The following is a 17,060-nucleotide window of genomic DNA, read 5'->3' as shown; positions in this document are numbered from 1 at the left end:
TGTCGGCTATTTATCCGACCAGACGGCAAGCTCGTATCCGTCGGGGTCGGCGAAGTGAAAGCGCCGGCCTCCGGGAAAGGTAAATACCGGCTTGGTGATCTTGCCACCAGCCTGTTCGACCTGTTTGAGCGTGCCTTGAAGATCATCGGCGAAAAGAATGATCAGCGCGCCGCCGGGGCGCGGCTTGCCTTCGGTGGTAAAGCCGCCCTTGAGATTCCCGTCGGAAAACTCGCAATAGCTCGGACCATAGTCCGTGAATGTCCATCCGAACGCGTCGCCATAGAAGCTGCGCGCCGCGCCAATATCGCTGACATTGAATTCGACATAGTCGATACATTTGTCTTTGCCTGAACTTGCCATCGTCCTCATCCTATAAGTTGCGCTTCGAGCAGGTCCTTCAGCGCCTGAAGATCACGCTTGACCCAGGCCGCATCTGCGTTGAATTTTTCGTCATCCATGCCCGGCACGCGAAAAAGCGTAAATATGAGTTCGCTCTCGTCGCCATTGGGCACCACCCGCATGGGGATATAGACCTCGTCCCCGGTCTCCATAACCACCCAATGATCGAGAACCCCGACTTCGTTCTTCGGCGCAAAGCGCAATCGAAGTTTGCCCGCCGGCCCATCGGCCAGCCATTCATCACCGGATTTCTGCAAGGCCGATGTCAGGCCGGAGGCCCATTGCGGCAGATTTTCCGCAACGCTGACGTAGTCATAAACATCCTGCCAATTGCGTCCGATTGAAATCTGAAGGGTCCTTGCTTCATGTGTAGCCATGGTTGTCCTCCCACATCGCGTACGGCAAGCTTATGCGCCTAACGACTTTCTGTCTTGAACAAAACGGCCACTTATGCCGCGAGATGCTGCAGGAGTGCCGAGGGCGAAAGACCTGACAGGGATTTTGCCTCGCGGCTCAAATGCGCCTGGTCGGCATAGTTCGCGTCGAACGCCAGAGCACCAATGCCGCTTCCCGGATCGCGTCGGCCGAGCTTCAGGAATTTCTGGAAACGCAGGATGCGCTCCAGCGTCTTTGGCCCATATCCGAAATTGTGCAGGAACTGCCGGCGCAAGGTGCGCTCGCTCACGTTGAGCATTGTCGCCAATTCGGCAATCGCCACAATATCCTTCGAGCGCTTGAGCGTGTCGAAGGCGGCAACCATGGCCCTATCGGGCGATGCAATCGATGGAGCGATGTCCGACAAGGCAGCCTGGAGCCGTGCCGTCGCGTCTCCGATGGTCTTTGCCGCGACAAGTCTTTCGGCGAGAGCCTCTGCGCGCGCACCCCAAAGCTCGGACACGTCGACACGCTGATTGACGAGTTCGGACATTGGAATGCCAAGCCATTTGCTCGCAGCGCCTGGAGCAAAGCGGATGCCGACGATATTGGCCAGGGAACCATCGACGATATGTGGGGCCGTGTCGGGACCCGCAATCGTCAGTTTGCCTTCCGACCACAATATGTCGACACAACCATCGGGAAAGACCGCCACGGGCGCCGCCAATTCGCCGATACCCTCGTGGTTCCACGCGCAGAGGAAATGCGGCCGCAACTCGGCCGTCGGCGAGAACTCGCGGTAGCGCCCGGCTGAATGCGCTGGGATGGATTCGTTGCCTGACTGTCTCACGCCGCCGCATCGCCAATGTTGATTGATCATAAGCGCTTAATCGATTTTATCCGAAAGCCGGGCGAAATCCAGACCAACATTCCATCGCCAAACCTTGCCTCCCGGGGAGCTTCGCAGTAGTGCTCTTGCCAACTCCCACCAGGAAAATGACACGATGAGTTCTACCCGTACGGAAACAGATACTTTTGGCCCAATCGACGTTGCAGCCGACAGGTATTGGGGCGCGCAGACGGAACGTTCGCTGCACAATTTCAAGATCGGTGGCGAAAGAATGCCCATTCCGCTGGTGCGGGCGCTCGGTATCGTCAAGCGCGCAGCAGCCGAAACCAATCTCTCCCTCGGAAAGATCGATGAAGTCATCGGCCGCGCGATCACCGTTGCCGCCGAGGAAGTCATCGAAGGCAAGCTCGACGATCATTTCCCGCTCGTCGTTTGGCAAACCGGCTCGGGCACGCAGTCGAACATGAATGCCAACGAGGTCATTTCCAACCGCGCCATCGAAATGCTCGGCGGCACGATGGGATCGAAGAAGCCGGTCCACCCGAATGACCACGTCAATATGAGCCAGTCGTCGAACGATACTTTCCCGACGGCAATTCATATCGCAACCGCAATCGAAGCCACGCATCGGCTGTTTCCGGCTCTCACCCACCTGACGGAGGCGGTACTCAAGAAGGAAAAGGCCTTCGCCGACATCATCAAGATCGGACGAACCCACACGCAGGACGCGACACCAGTCACCCTTGGGCAGGAGTTCTCCGGGTATCGCGCCGCACTCGAGTATGCGCGCAAGCGCATCGAACAGAGCCTTGCCGATATTTTCCTTCTTGCGCAGGGCGGTACCGCGGTTGGAACGGGACTGAACGCCCCGGTGGGATTTGATACAGCTTTCGCGGAGGCCGTATCGGACATTACCGGCCTGCCGTTCAAGACGGCACCAAACAAGTTCGAAGCACTGGCGAGCCATGGCGCTCTTACGAACTTCCACGGTAGCCTCAATTCCCTGGCGACCGATCTTTTCAAGATGGCCAACGACATTCGCTTTCTCGGCTCGGGCCCACGTTCCGGCCTCGGCGAACTGAAGCTTCCGGAAAATGAACCGGGCTCGTCGATCATGCCGGGCAAGGTCAACCCGACCCAGGCCGAAGCCCTGACCATGGTGGCGACGCAAGTGTTCGGCAACAATACCTCGGTCACCATCGCAGCCAGCCAGGGCCATTTTGAGCTCAACGTCTACAAGCCCGTAGTGGCGCTCAACGTGCTCCAGTCGATCCGCATTCTCTCCGACGCCATGGTATCCTTCGCAGATAATTGCGTGGACGGCATCGAGGCCGACGAGGTTCGGATCAAGGATCTGCTCGATCGTTCGCTCATGCTGGTTACGGCGCTTGCCCCTGCCATTGGTTATGACAATGCAGCCAAGATCGCAAAGACTGCCCACAAGAACGGAACGACGTTGCGTGAAGAAGCACTTGCCAGCGGCGTTTCGGCCGAGGACTATGATCGCCTCGTGCGTCCCGAACGAATGATATCGCCGGAGTAACCCCGGAAAATCATTCTATTGTGAACAATCTGTCGAGAAAATAGTGGCTTTGTTTGACAATCGAATCTAGCTATTGGGCTGTCACGACAAACCCTGGAGACTTTCTATGGCGAACAACAGCGCACTCATTCTTATAGGTCGCATACTGCTATCATTCATGTTCATCCTGGCTGGCTATGGAAAGCTTACCGCTATCGGTGGCACCGCCGGATATTTCGGCAGCCTCGGATTTCCGGCGCCGACTATCGTCGCGGTGCTCGTCGGCCTGCTTGAACTTTTAGGCGGCCTTGCCGTACTCGTTGGCTTCCAGACGCGGATCGCTGCTCTGGCGCTTGGCATTTTCACGCTCGCGGCAACTGCTGCGGCCCACCTGAACTGGACGGGCGACGCCGGCATGGTGCAGTGGATGTTTTTCCAGAAGAATCTCGGCGTAGCCGGCGGTTTCTTCGTGCTTGCTGCATGCGGCGCAGGCGCCCTGTCGCTCGACGCAAAACGCGGCTGATCAAATACAGCATCGATTAAAAAGGCCGCTTCGAGCGGCCTTTTTCTTGTTTGACGATCAGTTCGACGGCTTCGCCTCGCCGACGAGCACCGGTTTTTCCCGGTAGTCGCCGGGGAAGTATTTGCCGAGGTTCGCGATCTTCGGCAGGTCATTATACGCGATATAAGGCTGCGAAGGGTGCAGCGTCGCATAGTCCTGGTGATAGGCTTCGGCCGGATAGAACTTTTCCAACGCAGAAATCTTGGTGACGATCGGCTTCGGATAGGCCTTCGCCTTATCGAGCTGGCTGACATAGGCCTTCGCTATCTTCTCCTGATCGGGGCTGGTCGTGAAGATCGCCGAGCGGTACTGGGTCCCTGAATCCGGGCCCTGCCGGTTCAATTGCGTCGGGTCATGCGCGACGGAGAAATAGACCTGCAGAACCTTGCCGAGACTGACCACCTTCGGGTCGAACGTGACTTCCACCGACTCGGCATGGCCGGTATCGCCGCCGCTCACGATTTCATAGCTGGCGGTTTCCTTCTTGCCGCCGGCATAGCCGGAAACGGCGCTCGTCACGCCTTTCAAGTGCTGGTAGACCCCCTGCACGCCCCAGAAGCAACCACCGGCAAGCACAATGGATTCGGACTTCGCCGATGCCGTCTGGTCGACAGCCGGGGGCGGCACCATGGTGACGTCTTCACCGGCAAGCGCGCAGCCGGGTGACAGCAACAGGCCCGCAGCAAGCATAAAATGATATGGTTTCATGGTCTTATCCCTTTGCGCGTTCAAGCAGCAACCGGTTTGAAGTTGAGTGCGACCCCATTCATGCAATAGCGCAGCCCTGTCGGCTTTGGGCCATCATCGAAGACGTGGCCGAGGTGGCCGCCGCAACGGTGACACTCCACCGCCGTACGCGTCATGCCGAACGAACTGTCCTTGGTCTCGTTGACAGCGCCCTTCATCGCTGTCCAGAAGCTTGGCCAGCCCGTGCCGCTGTCGAATTTGGTGTCGGAGTCGAAGAGAGCTAGGTCGCAGCCGGCGCAGGTGAAGGTGCCCTTGCGCTTCTCGTGATTGAGCGGGCTGGTGAACGGACGTTCCGTGCCTTCCTGGCGCAAGACGTAATATTGCTCGGGCGTCAGCAACTTCTTCCATTCGGCGTCGCTGTGCTCGACTTCGAACGTGCCTGCCGCCACGGCCTTGGGCGCATTTGCGAACCTTGCCGCGACGAGGGCGCCGAGCCCTGCAATCGCACCGCCAAAAAGCGTTCGACGTGTCATCATGAGAAAACTCCCAGCATAAAGATACCGAGGATGCCCGGTATTCTGCAGGGAAATACGTAAGGGTCGACCGAAAGGTTACAGTACAACCCGTCCATCACGTAGAGTTGATGGATCAGTGCTTTGCGCGTGCCGCCGCAATACGCTGTGAAAGCTCGGCAACGGCCCCGGTTTCGGCGGTTTGCCGGGACGAGACCAAGCAGGCCTCCGATTTGAGAATAACCCCGTCATCGAGGATCTTCAGATGGTTGGCGCGCAGCGTCGATCCAGTCGAGCTGATATCGACGATGATATCAGCGGCGCCGGAAGCAGGCGCGCCCTCGGTAGCGCCGAGGCTCTCCACGATCCGATAGACCTGGATGCCGTGCATCTGCGAAAAGAACTGCTGGGTCAGCCGCCAGTATTTCGTGGCGATGCGCAGGCGTCGGCCATGCCTCTGGCGGAAATCCGCAGCGACATCATCGAGGTCCGCCATCGTCGATACGTCGTACCAAACCTCCGGGACGGCAACGACGACATCCGCATGGCCAAATCCGAGCCGCGCTTCGACGCGAACGCGTTCGTCGGCGGAGGCAAGCGTTTCGCGGATCAGGTCTTCACCCGTGACACCAAGATCGACGCTGCCATAGCCGAGCTCGCGTGCGATCTCGGACGCCGAAAGAAACAGAATGTCAATGTCACTGTTGCCCTTGACCTTGGCCCGGTAGCTGCGCTGATCCTTGGGCAGGATGACGCTGAGGCCGGCATTTTCCAGCACCTCCAGCGCCTGTTCCTTGAGACGGCCTTTCGAGGGAAGCGCGAGAGTGACGGTCATTGTGCATCTCCCGCGATCTCTTCAAGCCGGTCCAGCCAAACGGAAAAGCCGACACCGGGAATGGAACCGACCGCGCCGAGCATCGTCAGCAGCCGGTCATAGCGGCCGCCGCCGACAATTGCGCCAAGGTCGGGCCGATCGATCGCGTGCGTCTCATAGACAAGCCCGGTGTAATAATCGATCGGGCGTCCGAAGGCCGCATCGTAGACGATGGTTTCGTTACCGATCCCTGCCTCTTTAACCGATACGGCGCGTGCCTCGAACTGTTCGAGGGCGAGGCCGAGATCGAACTCATTGGCGCGGGCAAAGCTGAGAAGATAGCCGGCGGCTTCAGCGAGAGGCACGCGGATGGCGAGAAACTCCTCAAGCGCCGCTATGGTGCGCACCGGCAGGCGAACCGAGGCAAGGCTCGCCTTTTCGATGAGACGCCGGGCGATTTCCACCGGCGCCCGCCCGGATGCCGGTGAGATGCCGGCGGCCCGCATGTCCTTTTCGAGTTCGGCGGCAAGCGCTGTTTCGTCACCTTTTTCGACAAGAACGGCCAGCCGATCCGGCAGTGTTTCCTTTTCGCGGTCCGAGCCGAGATCGGCAAGCAGGCCTTTCAACTGGCCATGATTGCCGAAAGCGCGCGCCAGTTTCTTCTGCCAGCCGCGCGGCAAGCCAAGGGAGGCGAGCACAGCTTCGAAAATGGCCTGGTCACCCAGCAGTGTTTCAAGTTGGACCTGGGGCGCGACCAGCCTGATTGATGCAATCGCATCGGTAAGTGACCGGGCATCGGCACGGGCGCGGTTCGCGTCGCCGAGATCCTCGATGCCGGCCTGGAAAAACTCATTGCCGCCTTCGCGGCGCTGGCGGAAGACTTCGCCGAGATAAGCGTAGCGCTTGGGCGTCGCGGCATTGCGTTCGATATGATTGCGGCAGACCGGAATGGTGAACTCGGGACGCAGGCAGAGACTTTGGCCGTTTTCGTTCTCGGTGAGAAAAATACGCCGGCGCAGATCTTCGCCCGCCATATCGAGAAACTGGTCAGCGGGCTGGATGACCGGAATATCCACGAGTTCGGCATCGCGGCCGGCAATCAGCGCCGCGAGATCGGCAGAAAAGGCAGGGGCGCGGGATGCGGTCATGCTTGGCGCATTCCTCGCGAATGGCAGCACTCGCCCCCCTCTGTCCTGCCGGACATCTCCCCCACAAGGGGAGAGATCGAAACGGCATCAGCGTCGCATTCAGCGCCAACGACCTGCGTTTCGTCGAGACGTGCAGGAACGCTGGTCTCCCCCCTGGTAGGGGAGATGGGCGGCAGCCCAGAGGGGGGTGAAATGACAAATGGCAGCATGTGCGTCAGCTTTACTTCAGACCCTTGGCGCGATCTTCGGCCTGCGCCTCGAGAATCTTGCGCACTTCGATCACGAGATCGCCTTCCTTCGCGGTGATCTGCGCCGGGCGGCTTTCGCGCCAGGTCACATTGTCTTCGATCTCGGCCGACAGCCGTTCGCCCTCGATGAGATCCTTGATCTGCACTTCACCATTGTCGCGCTCCTGCGAACCCTGGATGATGACACAGGGCGCACCGCGGCGGTCGGCATATTTCATCTGCGGCTTCATGCCCGATCCGCCGAGATACATCTCCGCCCGGATGCCGGCCTGTCGAAGGTCCGACACCATCTTCTGGTAGCGTCCGAGGCTTGTCGTATCCCGGTCCATGACGAGGACGACGACCGGTCCGATATTGTCGGAGACGTCGAGTTTGCCGAGGTTCTTCAATGCCGTCATCAGGCGAGAGACGCCGATGGAAATGCCGGTCGCCGGTACCGGCTCGCCGCGGAAGCGCGAAACCAGACCATCATAACGGCCGCCGCCCCCGACCGAACCGAAGACGACTTTCTCGCCCTTTTCATTGGTGACGTCGAAGGTCAGCTCAGCTTCGAAGACGGGCCCCGTATAATATTCGAGGCCACGCACGACGGAGGGGTCGATCTTGACCCGTCCCTCGTAGCCGGCCGCCGAGCATAGCGCCTCGATCGTGGCAAGTTCGGCGACGCCCTCGACGCCCTTGTCGTTGCCGCTGATGACGCGTTCGAGATTGGCGATGGTTTCGCGGCCAGTTGCGCCGCCGGCTGACGTGAAATCGAGCACCTTGGTGATCGCCGCCTCGTCGAGGCCGGCCCCCTTGGTGAAGTCGCCGCTTTCATCAAGGCGGCCCTTGCCGAGCAATTCACGCACACCATCCGGCCCGAACTTGTCGAGCTTGTCGATGGCGCGCAGCACGTTCAGGCGCCGTCCCGCATTGTCATCTCCAGCAAGGCCGATGGCGTCGAGAACGCCGTCGAGCACCTTGCGGTTATTGACGCGGATCATGTAGTCGCCGCGCGGAACGCCGAGCGCCTCCATGACATCGGCCATCATCATGCACATTTCGGCATCGGCCGAGACCGATGGGGCGCCGACCGTATCGGCATCGAATTGCATGAACTGGCGGAAGCGGCCGGGGCCGGGCTTCTCGTTGCGAAACACCCAGCCGGCGCGGTAGCTGCGGTAGGGCTTGGGGATGCTTTCGAAATTCTCGGCAACGAAGCGCGCGAGCGGCGCGGTGAGGTCGTAGCGCAGCGACAGCCATTGTTCGTCATCGTCCTGGAACGAGAACACGCCCTCATTCGGGCGGTCCTGGTCAGGCAGGAACTTTCCGAGCGCATCCGTATATTCGACAAGCGGGGTCTCGACCGGCTCGAAACCATAAAGCTCGTATACCTTGCGGATCTCGGCCATCATCTTGTCGGCAGCGCGCAAATCGTCAGGCGCGCGGTCCACAAAACCGCGCGGCAGCCGCGCTTTTACCCTGTCTGCCTTCGTCGTCATGATGCTGTTCCGATACCCTGAAATGAAGCTTTTCGCGAGTTCAGGACGGTCCTGAGCCCAAGCCGGTTTGCTCTAACGCATAGAGGTGTTCAGGGCAAGGATTGATGGCGCGGGTCTCGACGCTATGAAGCCAGAGCCGGCCGCTTGAAGTTCGAACGCAGCTTCTCGATCTCCTGGCGGCACTTGCAGCCCTCGATGTGATCGTTGACGAGACCCATGGCTTGCATATGCGCATACATGGTCGTCGGGCCGACGAAGCTCCAGCCGCGCTTTTTCAAATCCTTGGAAAGACGAACCGATGTCGGCGAGGTTGGGTTGGCGATCAAGGTCGGGTAGTCGACCACCTTCGGCCGCTCGTCCACCGGCGGTTCAAACTGCCAGAAATAGGCCGCGAGCGAGCCGGTTTCCTTGACGAGTTCGATGGCGCGCCCGGCATTGTTGATCGCCGAGTTGATCTTGCCGCGATGGCGGATGATGCCGGCATCGGCGAGCAGGCGGTCCACCTCTTTTTCGCCGTAGCCTGCAATCCTGTGATAGTCAAAACCGTCAAACGCCTTGCGGAAATTCTCGCGCTTGCGCAGGATCGTCAGCCAGGAGAGCCCGGACTGGAAGCCTTCGAGGCAGATCTTTTCGAAGAGCCGGGTGTCGTCTGTCACCGGACGTCCCCATTCGTGGTCGTGGTAGTGGACATATTCAGGCAGCGTTCCCGGCCAAAAACAGCGCGTCTCGCCCGCATCATCCGTGATAAGTCCGGTTTTCGGGGGAGTTTCGTCTTGCATCGCGCCTGTCCCTTTCCTATTGTTAACCGTGCTTGCAAACCCGCCGGTAACTATAACCCACGGTTTTCGCGGCATTTTATGTTTTATTGATTCTGATTCACTTTTTTCTACCTGCCAATCGGCAAACTCAATCCGAAACCTGACAAATCCTGTCAGTAGAGTTCCAGAGTAATTTCAATGAAGTCGGCATTATCGGTTTTGGCATCAGCGGTTCTCTCAGCGGCGATCCCGTCCGCAATGGCGAGCGAACGCTATGCGACCAAGCCTCCTGTCGTCATGAGCCCCGATCTTTCCGCGCCATGGGTGACGCAACTGCGCAAGCGGCCAGTCGGCGAAGCAGTAAACCAGGTCGGACGGCCGGTGAATCCGCGTGGCTATGTCGTCTTCAGCGAGCGCCCGGAGCGCGTGACAAGGCCGCGCCGCAATCGCGATCTTTCCAATCCTGCCGCGCGGGAGGTCTCGTTCCAGCGCCCGGATGTCCCGCTTGGCGAAGACCAGCCCAAGAAGCAGGCCATGGATCCGCAGTTCCTGCCGCAAAGCGTCGCTTATGATGGCGCTGAACAGCCGGGTACGATCGTTATCGATACGTCGGAGCGTTTTCTTTATCTCGTTGAAGCCGGCGGCAAGGCGCGACGCTACGGCGTGGGCGTGGGCAAGGAAGGCTTCGCGTGGTCCGGAACGAACAATATTACGCGCAAGGCCATGTGGCCTGACTGGTACCCGCCGCAGGACATGATCGATCGGGAGGCCGAAAAGGGCCACTATATTCCGGCGCACATGGAGGGCGGCATCGCCAATCCGCTTGGCGCCCGTGCACTCTATCTCGGTTCCACGCTCTACCGTATCCATGGCACCAACGCGCCGTGGACCATCGGCCACGCGGTGTCGAGCGGCTGCATACGCATGCGCAACGAGGATGTCACCGAGCTCTATGCACGGGTCAATGTCGGCACGAAGGTCATCGTCCGATAAGGGTTAGTGGGGGCCGGCACCGGGGGCGGTGCCGGGAACGGGCAGCGGCTTTCTCGAGAAAGCCGCTGCCCTTTTTCATTCGGCCGCCTGCAGGATGTTTTTCGGCGCGGGAAGCCCTTCCGGCTTCGGGCCGCCATAGGCCCAGTCGAGCAGTTCGACCGTGTGAACGATCGGCAATCTTGATCCGCCGGCGATCTGGGTGATGCAGCCTATATTGCCAGTGGCGATCATACTGGCGCCGGTCGCCTCGATATTCTTGACCTTGCGATCACGCAGCGTGCGGGCGATTTCCGGCTGCATGATGTTGTAGGTGCCGGCCGAACCGCAGCACAAATGGCCCTCGGCCGGGTCCTTGACGATGAAACCTGCCGCCTTCAGCAAGTCTTTGGGCTGGCGCGTGATCTTCTGGCCGTGCTGCATCGAGCAGGCGGAATGATAGGCGACGGTCAGGCCGGACGCCTGTTGCGACGCCGGCATGTCGAGCGTGGCAAGATATTCGGTGACGTCCTTCGCAAGCGACGAGATGCGCGCCGCCTTGTCCTTGTAAGCCGGGTCGAGCCGCAGCATGTAGCCATAATCCTTGATCGTCGTGCCGCAACCCGAGGCGGTGATGATGATCGCATCGAGACCGCCTGTCTCAAGTTCGCGTGTCCACGCATCGACGTTGCGGCGCGCATCCGCGAGCGCTTCCTCTTCGCGGCCCATATGGTGGACCAGCGAGCCGCAGCAGCCCTCGCCTTTTGGCAAGACCACCTCGACGCCGAGGCGATTGAGAAGCCGGATCGTCGCTTCATTGATACCCGGCTTCAGGACAGGCTGCGCACAGCCGCTGAGAAGCGCTACCCTACCCGTTCTTTCGCCGTTTGGCTTGTGCACCCCGGGTACGGCCGAGGACGATGTTGCCGGGACGGAATTCGGCGCAAGTTCGAGCATCGCCGCCAGTGGCTTTGTTGCCGTCAGCGAGCCGAACAGTCCGGCCAACGGCCGCCCAAACCTTGCGAGGTTGAGCGCCAGGCGAAACCGGCTGGGATAGGGCAGGACGAAGGCAAGCACGCCGCGGGTCATCCGGTTCATAAGCGGACGCTTGTAAGTCTTCTCGATGTGGGCGCGCGCATTGTCGACGAGATGCATGTAGTTGACCCCCGATGGGCAGGTCGTCATGCATGAAAGGCACGAAAGGCAGCGGTCGATATGTTTGACGATCTGCTCGTCGGCCGGACGGCCGTTTTCCAGCATATCCTTGATGAGATAGATGCGGCCGCGCGGGCTATCGAGTTCGTTGCCGAGCGTCACATAGGTCGGACAAGTGGCCGTGCAAAAGCCGCAATGCACGCATTTGCGCAGGATCTTTTCAGACTCGGCGACACCCGGATCGAGAAGCTGCTCGGGGCTGAAATTTGTCTGCACGCTACACTCCTGCAACCATGCGGCCGGGATTAAGAATGCCGCTCGGATCGAATTGCTGTTTGAGGCGCCTGGAGAGCGCCGCCAGCGGCGCGGCCTGCGGCTCGAACACTGGGACGGCCGCGCGAACACTTGCGGGCCCCCGTACCAAGGTTGCATGCCCGCCGCCATATTTGCGCAAGAGCGCCCTTACGGCGTCCGCTTCCGGCTCGCCCTCCATGCGCAGCCAGACGAGGCCGCCCTGCCAGTCGTAATAGGCATCGACTGCCGCCCCCATGCGCAGCGAGGCGACGAGCTTGTAGGCCTCCATCGGCACCATGGAAACACGCCAAACCGGCTGCTCCGTACCGTCGGCGAAAGGGATGACGTCGCGGATTTCCTGCCAGAGCCGGCGGGACTGGTCGCCGGAGACGTCCGCCATGTCGCCTGCCGAGGCCAGGAGGTTCTTCAGCATAGTCATGCGGTCGGCAACCGAAGGCGCAAACCCTTCGAGCCGCAGCAGGGTCGAAGCCTCGCCGCCGAGCGCGCCATCGATGACCCTTTCCGCAACGTTGCCCGGAAGATGGGCGGCAGATGCCACCTCGCCACTCGACCCCATGGCGATCGCCATGGCGCGCGCCGCCTCGTCATCGGCAAGACCGCGTATGACGAGCGTCGATTCGGTCTCGGGCGCCGGGAGCACCTTGAAGGTGATCTCGGTGGCGATGCCGAGCGTGCCCCAGGAATTGGCCATGCCTTTCGACAGGTCGTAACCGGTCACGTTCTTGACGACGCGTCCGCCGGATTTGAACAGTTCCCCCCGGCCGGAGACGACCCGCACGCCGAGCACGTGGTCGCGCGCCGATCCGGCCTTGAGACGGCGCGGTCCGCAAAGATTGGTAGCAAGCAAACCCCCAAGCGTCCCCTGCCCCGCAGGCTGTCCCAGAAGCGGTCCGTAATCCATCGGCTCGAACTGAAACGCCTGCCCGCTTGCCGCAAGCAGTGCTTCGAGCTCGGCAACTGGCGTGCCTGCCTTGGCGCTCAAGACCAGTTCATGCGGCTCGTAGAGCGTGACGCCGGCATAATCCGACAATGCGATCGTATGCTCGGTCTGCAACGGCCGGCCGAGCCCGCGCTTGGAACCCTGGCCGACCACTTCCACCGGCGCGTTGGCGCCAAGGGCCCATTGCACCGCTTCGACGATCTCATCCTCGGATTTAGGGTGGAAAATGCTCACGCTAGAATCTCGGAATGTCGGGAAACGGCATCTTACCCTGGTGCACGTGCATCCGCCCGAGTTCAGCGCAGCGGTGCAGTTGCGGGAAGACCTTGCCGGGGTTGAGCAGATGCTTCTCGTCGAAGGCGCACTTGACGCGGATCTGCTGATTGAGATCGGTGTCGTTGAACATTTCCGGCATCAGATCGCGCTTCTCGACGCCCACTCCATGTTCACCGGTCAGCACCCCGCCCACCTTGACGCAGAGCCGCAAGATGTCGGCACCGAAACTTTCCGCCTTGTGCAGTTCCTCCGGGATGTTGGCGTCATAGAGGATCAGCGGATGCAGGTTGCCGTCGCCGGCGTGAAAGACATTCGCAACGCGCAATCCATACTTCTCCGAGAGTTCGCGCATGCCGGCCAGCACCTTCGGCAATTCCTTGCGCGGTATTGTGCCGTCCATGCAAAGGTAATCCGGCGAGATACGGCCTACGGCGGGAAATGCCGCCTTGCGTCCCGCCCAGAATATCATTCGTTCTTCTTCGCTCTGCGAGACGACGCAAGTCGTTGCGCCATTCTTGCGCGCAATCGCCTCGACCATGGCGATGAGGTGATCGACCTCGACCACGGGACCGTCAAGTTCAACGATAAGGAGGGCCTCTACATCGAGCGGATAGCCGGCATGGACGAAATCCTCGGCGGCATGGATGGCCGGCCTGTCCATCATCTCCATGCCGCCCGGGATGATACCGGCGGCAATGACATCGGCCACGCACTGACCGGCTTCCTCGCTGGTCGGAAAGCCAACCATCAGGGCACGTGCCGTTGTCGGCTTCTGCAGAATGCGGACGGTCACTTCGGTGACGACCCCCAGCAGCCCTTCCGAGCCGGTCATTAGCCCAAGCAGATCATAGCCATCGCTATCGAGATGCTTGCCCCCGAGGCGAATGATGTCGCCATTGATGAGGACCATCTCGACGCCGAGGACATTATTGGCCGTCAGCCCGTATTTCAGGCAGTGTACGCCGCCGGCGTTTTCAGCGACGTTGCCGCCGATCGAGCAGGCAATCTGCGACGATGGATCAGGGGCATAGTAGAAGCCCTCGTGCTCGACCGCCTTCGTTATGCCGAGGTTCGTCACGCCGGGCTGGACGACGGCAATGCGGTTCGGAAAATCGATTTCGAGGATGCGATTGAAGCGCGACATGACGAGGAGCACGGCGTCCTCAAGCGGCAGTGCACCGCCGGAAAGCGAGGTTCCAGAGCCGCGCGGCACGACCTTCACATTGTTCTCGTGGCAATATTTGAGGACGCGGGAAACCTGGGCAACGGTTTGCGGTAGAACCACCACGAGCGGCAATTGCCGGTAGGCGGTTAATGCGTCGGACTCGAAGGCGCGCATTTCGTTGGTGACGTCGACGACGCCCTCGCCCGGAACGATCGCGCGTAATGCCGCAACGATCTCGGCCCGGCGGCCAAGCGCCGCTTCATCACTTTTCGGCATTGTCAGTCCGGTCATTGCCTCTCCCTTGCCAGCACCGCACGCGCAACTGGTAAACTATCTTTACCTCTTGCCCAGCACGAATGTAAATAGTTTAGAACCTTTCTCGATCGGAGAGAACAGGCAGTGCGGGCGATCTCGCCTGCGATGAATTTCCGGGCCTGGGGACTTGACGTTTGAATTGCGCCAGTGAGAGTGCGCGCATGAGTGAATTCAACGATATGGAAGTGTTTGCCCGCGTGGTTGCCGCCGGCAGCATGTCGGCAGCGGGCCGCGAGCTTGGCCTTTCGCCAGCGGTCGTCTCCAAGCGGCTGCGGCGTCTGGAAGAACGGCTCGGCACGCGGCTTCTACAGCGTACGACGCGCCAGATCGCGCTCACCGAAACCGGGCAAGGCTATTATGAGCGCGTGCTCGCGATCCTGGCGGGTGTCGAGGAGGCCGAGGCCTTCGTGTCGCGCCGTTCCGAACAGGCGCACGGGATGCTGAAGGTTGCCGTGCCGACGACGTTCGGGCGCATGCATATCGCGCCGCACCTCGAACCGTTCATGCGCGCCAATCCCGACCTTGCCGTCAACCTGGTCCTTGCCGACGAGTTCGTCGATATCGTCGGCGAAGGCTACGACCTTGCGGTCCGAATTGCGGAACTCTCCGATTCGAGCCTCGTTGCACGCAAGCTTGCGCCGGTCGAGCGCTTTCTGGTCGCCTCCCCTCGCTACGTGGCCGAGCACGGGACGCCGAAATCCTTCTCCGATCTCGAAAATCATACTTGCCTTGCGGCGCATAATGGCGACCCGTGGCGTCTGGTCGGCCCTTACGGCGCTGTGGTCTGGCGTCCCTCCGGGCCGCTCCTGACAAATTCGAGTGAAGTGGTGCGCGAGGCAGTGCTCGGCGGACTCGGCATCGCCCTGCGTTCCACCTGGGATATCGGTCCCGAACTGGCGACGGGACAACTTGTGCGCGTTCTCGGCGACTATGCCGCCTCGCGCAACGTCGCCATCTACGCGGTGTATCCGTCGCGGCAATTCCTGCCGGCGAAAGTGCGCCTGTTCATCGACTATCTTGCCGCGCTCTATGGACCGGTGCCGCCATGGGACAGGCACTGATCAATCGTCGGCATGCGATTTGCGGATCGACTTTACGACAAACCACATGGCGATGATCGCAACCGGCACGAATATGGCGGTAAGGACTGTCGAATGCAGGTCGGGAATGTAAGTTTCCGCACCCTTGGCCAGGTAATAGAACAGGCCAACGACATAGTAGGAGATCGCCGCGACCGACAGCCCCTCGACCGTTCGCTGCAACCGCAACTGCAGTTGCGCGCGGTGATTCATCGAGGTCAGGAGATCGCGGTTCTGGCGTTCGAGCTCCACATCGACCGAAGTCCGCAGCAATGTCGCCGCGCGCGAAAGCTTCTCGGAGAGACTCTCCTGCCGTTCGCTGACCGAGCGGCATGTGCGCATCGCCGGCGCCATGCGGCGCTGAATGAAAGCGCCCCAGGTTTCATAGCCGGTGACCGGTTCCTCCTGCAACGCCGCAAGGCGTTCAAGGACGATGCCGTTATAGGCGCGGCTGGCGCCGAAGCGGTAAAGGCTCGAAGCTGCGTCCGCTTCGAGTTCGGCCGCCAGCGAGGTCAATTCGTCGAGCAATTTGTGGCTGTCTGAGGTTGCATCGCGCATCTCATTGGTGAGGCCGGCAAGACGATCCTCGATCCGGCGGATGCGCGGCGACAGCGAATGCGCCAGCGGGAGGCCGAGCATCGCCAGCGTCCGGTAAGTCTCGATCTCGATGACACGCTGCGACAGCGCGCCGGCACGCGCTGGGGACAGCCCATTGTCGAGGATGAGAATGCGCGTCAGGCCGTCGCGGTCCTGGCGAAAATCCGTGACGATCGAGGCGAGACCACCTTCGACATCACTGTAGCAAAGGCTTGCGGGATCGAACTCGCTGATCATCGCCAGCGCATTTGCGTCCTTCTTGACGATCTCCAGCCGCACGCCATCGATGACGGTGCCGGGCGGGTTGAAACCATGGCCGAAAGGATGCTGCGCCCCCGCGCCGCTGCGCGGCATAGGACCTTCCCAGAGATAGGTCGAAAACTCGGTATGGCGTTCCCAGCGCAAGGTACCATTGCCCCACGGCATGACGTGGTGGCGGGCATCGCGCGCAGGCGGCGCGATGCCGATGCTGCGGCTGAGTTCGGCCAGAACCGCATGATCGACCGTCGAGCCGCCTTCGGTCATGAAGGCGAGCTGGATCAGGAGGCGGGGCGTATCGACAAGCGGATAGGGCCGCGCATGCACCTCGCCGAGCGCCACGGCGCGTTCCGCATGCGCGGGAAAACCGAGAACGCCGCCGACAACGGACGGAAGCTCGGCAGCTGTCGCGACTGATCTTAGTCTCTTGGCCATATATCCCCTGACCGGTCTTGGGCTTGATCGGCTGTCACAGGATCGTGAACGGATTGGGTCCGGCTTTCAACAGATTCTATTTTGTCGTGGCTGCGGCAAATAAGACCCCGCACTGCCTTGCAACTGGATCATTGATTTGACCAGTTTCGATTTTTGCCGCTACGCTGCGGATCGATATCTTTCTTGCGGACCCGCTATCC

17 protein-coding genes are annotated in these 17,060 nt (G+C 60.7%); 4 read left to right on the top strand and 13 right to left on the bottom strand.

The window, feature by feature from the left end; all coding sequences use genetic code 11:
- Positions 1 to 6 precede the first annotated feature (6 nt).
- From BLR72_RS14345 to BLR72_RS14335, 3 genes are all read right to left on the bottom strand, one after another.
- Positions 7 to 360, bottom strand: a complete 354-nt coding sequence (locus BLR72_RS14345; protein WP_091949722.1) for a VOC family protein — start codon at positions 358 to 360, stop codon at positions 7 to 9.
- 5 nt (positions 361 to 365) lie between these two features.
- Positions 366 to 776: an SRPBCC family protein gene (locus BLR72_RS14340; RefSeq protein WP_027230214.1), complete on the bottom strand. Its 411-nt coding sequence runs from the start codon at positions 774 to 776 to the stop codon at positions 366 to 368.
- Positions 777 to 847: 71 nt separating this feature from the next.
- Positions 848 to 1,624 (bottom strand): AraC family transcriptional regulator, encoded by a 777-nt coding sequence (locus tag BLR72_RS14335; RefSeq protein WP_175492366.1) that lies wholly within the window; start codon positions 1,622 to 1,624, stop codon positions 848 to 850.
- Positions 1,625 to 1,778: 154 nt separating this feature from the next.
- Here BLR72_RS14335 and fumC point away from each other — a divergent pair, with 154 nt between their 5' ends.
- The gene (gene fumC / locus BLR72_RS14330; protein ID WP_027230216.1) at positions 1,779 to 3,167 is read left to right on the top strand and encodes a class II fumarate hydratase; all 1,389 of its coding nucleotides are present in this window, start codon (positions 1,779 to 1,781) and stop codon (positions 3,165 to 3,167) included.
- A gap of 106 nt (positions 3,168 to 3,273) precedes the next feature.
- Positions 3,274 to 3,669 (top strand): DoxX family protein, encoded by a 396-nt coding sequence (locus BLR72_RS14325; RefSeq protein WP_091949716.1) that lies wholly within the window; start codon positions 3,274 to 3,276, stop codon positions 3,667 to 3,669.
- A gap of 57 nt (positions 3,670 to 3,726) precedes the next feature.
- Here BLR72_RS14325 and msrA read toward each other — a convergent pair whose 3' ends face one another.
- The 6 genes from msrA to BLR72_RS14290 all read right to left on the bottom strand — a co-directional run bounded on the left by msrA (position 3,727) and on the right by BLR72_RS14290 (position 9,377).
- On the bottom strand, positions 3,727 to 4,416 hold the full coding sequence (msrA, locus tag BLR72_RS14320) for a peptide-methionine (S)-S-oxide reductase MsrA (RefSeq protein ID WP_027230218.1): 690 nt from the start codon (positions 4,414 to 4,416) through the stop codon (positions 3,727 to 3,729).
- A gap of 20 nt (positions 4,417 to 4,436) precedes the next feature.
- The gene (msrB, locus tag BLR72_RS14315; RefSeq protein WP_091949713.1) at positions 4,437 to 4,931 is read right to left on the bottom strand and encodes a peptide-methionine (R)-S-oxide reductase MsrB; all 495 of its coding nucleotides are present in this window, start codon (positions 4,929 to 4,931) and stop codon (positions 4,437 to 4,439) included.
- Positions 4,932 to 5,043: 112 nt separating this feature from the next.
- Entirely contained in the window at positions 5,044 to 5,742 is a 699-nt protein-coding gene (gene hisG, locus BLR72_RS14310; protein ID WP_091949710.1) for an ATP phosphoribosyltransferase, read from the bottom strand.
- Entirely contained in the window at positions 5,739 to 6,869 is a 1,131-nt protein-coding gene (locus BLR72_RS14305; RefSeq protein WP_091949707.1) for an ATP phosphoribosyltransferase regulatory subunit, read from the bottom strand. The genes hisG and BLR72_RS14305 overlap by 4 nt, the downstream gene beginning before the upstream one ends.
- A 220-nt stretch (positions 6,870 to 7,089) precedes the next feature.
- The gene (gene hisS, locus BLR72_RS14295; protein WP_091949704.1) at positions 7,090 to 8,598 is read right to left on the bottom strand and encodes a histidine--tRNA ligase; all 1,509 of its coding nucleotides are present in this window, start codon (positions 8,596 to 8,598) and stop codon (positions 7,090 to 7,092) included.
- Between the two features lie 122 nt (positions 8,599 to 8,720).
- Positions 8,721 to 9,377, bottom strand: coding sequence for a DNA-3-methyladenine glycosylase I (locus tag BLR72_RS14290; RefSeq protein ID WP_091949701.1), 657 nt, complete (start codon positions 9,375 to 9,377; stop codon positions 8,721 to 8,723).
- A gap of 177 nt (positions 9,378 to 9,554) precedes the next feature.
- On the opposite strand from BLR72_RS14290, the gene BLR72_RS14285 reads away from it, so the two are divergent.
- Entirely contained in the window at positions 9,555 to 10,349 is a 795-nt protein-coding gene (locus BLR72_RS14285) for a L,D-transpeptidase (protein WP_091949697.1), read from the top strand.
- Between the two features lie 75 nt (positions 10,350 to 10,424).
- Here BLR72_RS14285 and glcF read toward each other — a convergent pair whose 3' ends face one another.
- Genes glcF through BLR72_RS14270 form a run of 3 tightly spaced genes read right to left on the bottom strand, consistent with a single transcriptional unit; the run spans position 10,425 to position 14,467 of the window.
- Positions 10,425 to 11,756 (bottom strand): glycolate oxidase subunit GlcF, encoded by a 1,332-nt coding sequence (gene glcF / locus BLR72_RS14280; protein ID WP_091949694.1) that lies wholly within the window; start codon positions 11,754 to 11,756, stop codon positions 10,425 to 10,427.
- Position 11,757: 1 nt separating this feature from the next.
- Positions 11,758 to 12,969 (bottom strand): glycolate oxidase subunit GlcE, encoded by a 1,212-nt coding sequence (gene glcE, locus BLR72_RS14275; protein ID WP_091949691.1) that lies wholly within the window; start codon positions 12,967 to 12,969, stop codon positions 11,758 to 11,760.
- A 1-nt stretch (position 12,970) separates the two neighbouring features.
- Complete coding sequence (locus BLR72_RS14270) at positions 12,971 to 14,467, bottom strand: FAD-linked oxidase C-terminal domain-containing protein (protein ID WP_091949688.1); 1,497 nt, start codon at positions 14,465 to 14,467, stop codon at positions 12,971 to 12,973.
- A 185-nt stretch (positions 14,468 to 14,652) separates the two neighbouring features.
- Between BLR72_RS14270 and BLR72_RS14265 the strand changes: the two genes are divergently transcribed.
- On the top strand, positions 14,653 to 15,552 hold the full coding sequence (locus tag BLR72_RS14265) for a LysR family transcriptional regulator (protein WP_244506710.1): 900 nt from the start codon (positions 14,653 to 14,655) through the stop codon (positions 15,550 to 15,552).
- Here BLR72_RS14265 and BLR72_RS14260 read toward each other — a convergent pair whose 3' ends face one another.
- Positions 15,553 to 16,860 (bottom strand): DUF3422 family protein, encoded by a 1,308-nt coding sequence (locus BLR72_RS14260; RefSeq protein ID WP_091949686.1) that lies wholly within the window; start codon positions 16,858 to 16,860, stop codon positions 15,553 to 15,555. It abuts the gene before it with no gap.
- Positions 16,861 to 17,060 lie beyond the last annotated feature (200 nt).

This window comes from Phyllobacterium sp. YR620, from assembly GCF_900104165.1.
Taxonomy (GTDB): domain Bacteria; phylum Pseudomonadota; class Alphaproteobacteria; order Rhizobiales; family Rhizobiaceae; genus Phyllobacterium; species Phyllobacterium pellucidum.
Note: the sequence above shows the minus strand (reverse complement) of the source record. Positions and strands in the feature narration are given on the sequence as shown.

Bases quoted from the DNA above. Each gene is read 5' to 3' on its own strand.
- BLR72_RS14345 (WP_091949722.1), bottom strand. From the start codon at position 360: ATGGCAAGTTCAGGCAAAGACAAATGTATCGACTATGTCGAATTCAAT.
- BLR72_RS14340 (WP_027230214.1), bottom strand. From the start codon at position 776: ATGGCTACACATGAAGCAAGGACCCTTCAGATTTCAATCGGACGCAAT.
- fumC (WP_027230216.1), top strand. From the start codon at position 1,779: ATGAGTTCTACCCGTACGGAAACAGATACTTTTGGCCCAATCGACGTT.
- BLR72_RS14325 (WP_091949716.1), top strand. From the start codon at position 3,274: ATGGCGAACAACAGCGCACTCATTCTTATAGGTCGCATACTGCTATCA.
- msrA (WP_027230218.1), bottom strand. From the start codon at position 4,416: ATGAAACCATATCATTTTATGCTTGCTGCGGGCCTGTTGCTGTCACCC.
- msrB (WP_091949713.1), bottom strand. From the start codon at position 4,931: ATGATGACACGTCGAACGCTTTTTGGCGGTGCGATTGCAGGGCTCGGC.
- hisG (WP_091949710.1), bottom strand. From the start codon at position 5,742: ATGACCGTCACTCTCGCGCTTCCCTCGAAAGGCCGTCTCAAGGAACAG.
- BLR72_RS14305 (WP_091949707.1), bottom strand. From the start codon at position 6,869: ATGACCGCATCCCGCGCCCCTGCCTTTTCTGCCGATCTCGCGGCGCTG.
- hisS (WP_091949704.1), bottom strand. From the start codon at position 8,598: ATGACGACGAAGGCAGACAGGGTAAAAGCGCGGCTGCCGCGCGGTTTT.
- BLR72_RS14290 (WP_091949701.1), bottom strand. From the start codon at position 9,377: ATGCAAGACGAAACTCCCCCGAAAACCGGACTTATCACGGATGATGCG.
- BLR72_RS14285 (WP_091949697.1), top strand. From the start codon at position 9,555: ATGAAGTCGGCATTATCGGTTTTGGCATCAGCGGTTCTCTCAGCGGCG.
- BLR72_RS14270 (WP_091949688.1), bottom strand. From the start codon at position 14,467: ATGACCGGACTGACAATGCCGAAAAGTGATGAAGCGGCGCTTGGCCGC.
- BLR72_RS14265 (WP_244506710.1), top strand. From the start codon at position 14,653: ATGAGTGAATTCAACGATATGGAAGTGTTTGCCCGCGTGGTTGCCGCC.
- BLR72_RS14260 (WP_091949686.1), bottom strand. From the start codon at position 16,860: ATGGCCAAGAGACTAAGATCAGTCGCGACAGCTGCCGAGCTTCCGTCC.